This is a genomic window from Candidatus Hydrogenedentota bacterium, assembly GCA_016791475.1.
Taxonomy (GTDB): domain Bacteria; phylum Hydrogenedentota; class Hydrogenedentia; order Hydrogenedentales; family JAEUWI01; genus JAEUWI01.
The window spans coordinates 1-507 of sequence record JAEUWI010000508.1 but is presented as its reverse complement, the minus strand read 5'-3'; the positions used below and the strand labels follow the sequence as shown (position 1 = coordinate 507).

Below are 507 nucleotides of genomic sequence, written 5' to 3'. Positions count from 1 at the left end.
ATTTTTGGCGACGAGATCGACCGGTTGGTGATTGACGATCCGGACGAATACGAAAAGGTCCACCTTGTCGCCAAGGTCGTCGCACCGGCTCTGACACCAAAAATCGCACTGTACGACCGCGACACCCCCGTTTTCGACGACTACGGCATCGAAAAGGACATCGACCGCTTGTTGCAGCACAAGGTCTGGTTGAAATCGGGTGCCTATTTGGTCGTCGACGAAATGGAAGCCTTAACCGCAATCGACGTCAACACCGGAAAGCTCGTCGGTTCCACATCGCTCAACGAAACCATTTTGAAGGCCAATTTGGAGGCCGCCGACGAAGTCTGCCGACAACTACGCCTGCGCGATATGGGCGGCATCATCGTCATCGACTTTATTGATATGGAGTCGAGCGAAGATCGCAATCGAGTGCTTTCACACTTCACGGCTCGGCTGGAACGCGATCGTGCGCGAACCCGCGTCGGTCGCATTTCTTCGCTGGGCCTCGTGGAAATCACGCGAAAG

Annotated in this window: 1 protein-coding gene; it reads left to right on the top strand. The window is 55.2% G+C overall.

The window, feature by feature from the left end; all coding sequences use genetic code 11:
* The coding region (locus JNK74_30520) for a ribonuclease E/G (GenBank protein ID MBL7650503.1) at positions 1–507 on the top strand (507 nt) is incomplete at both ends.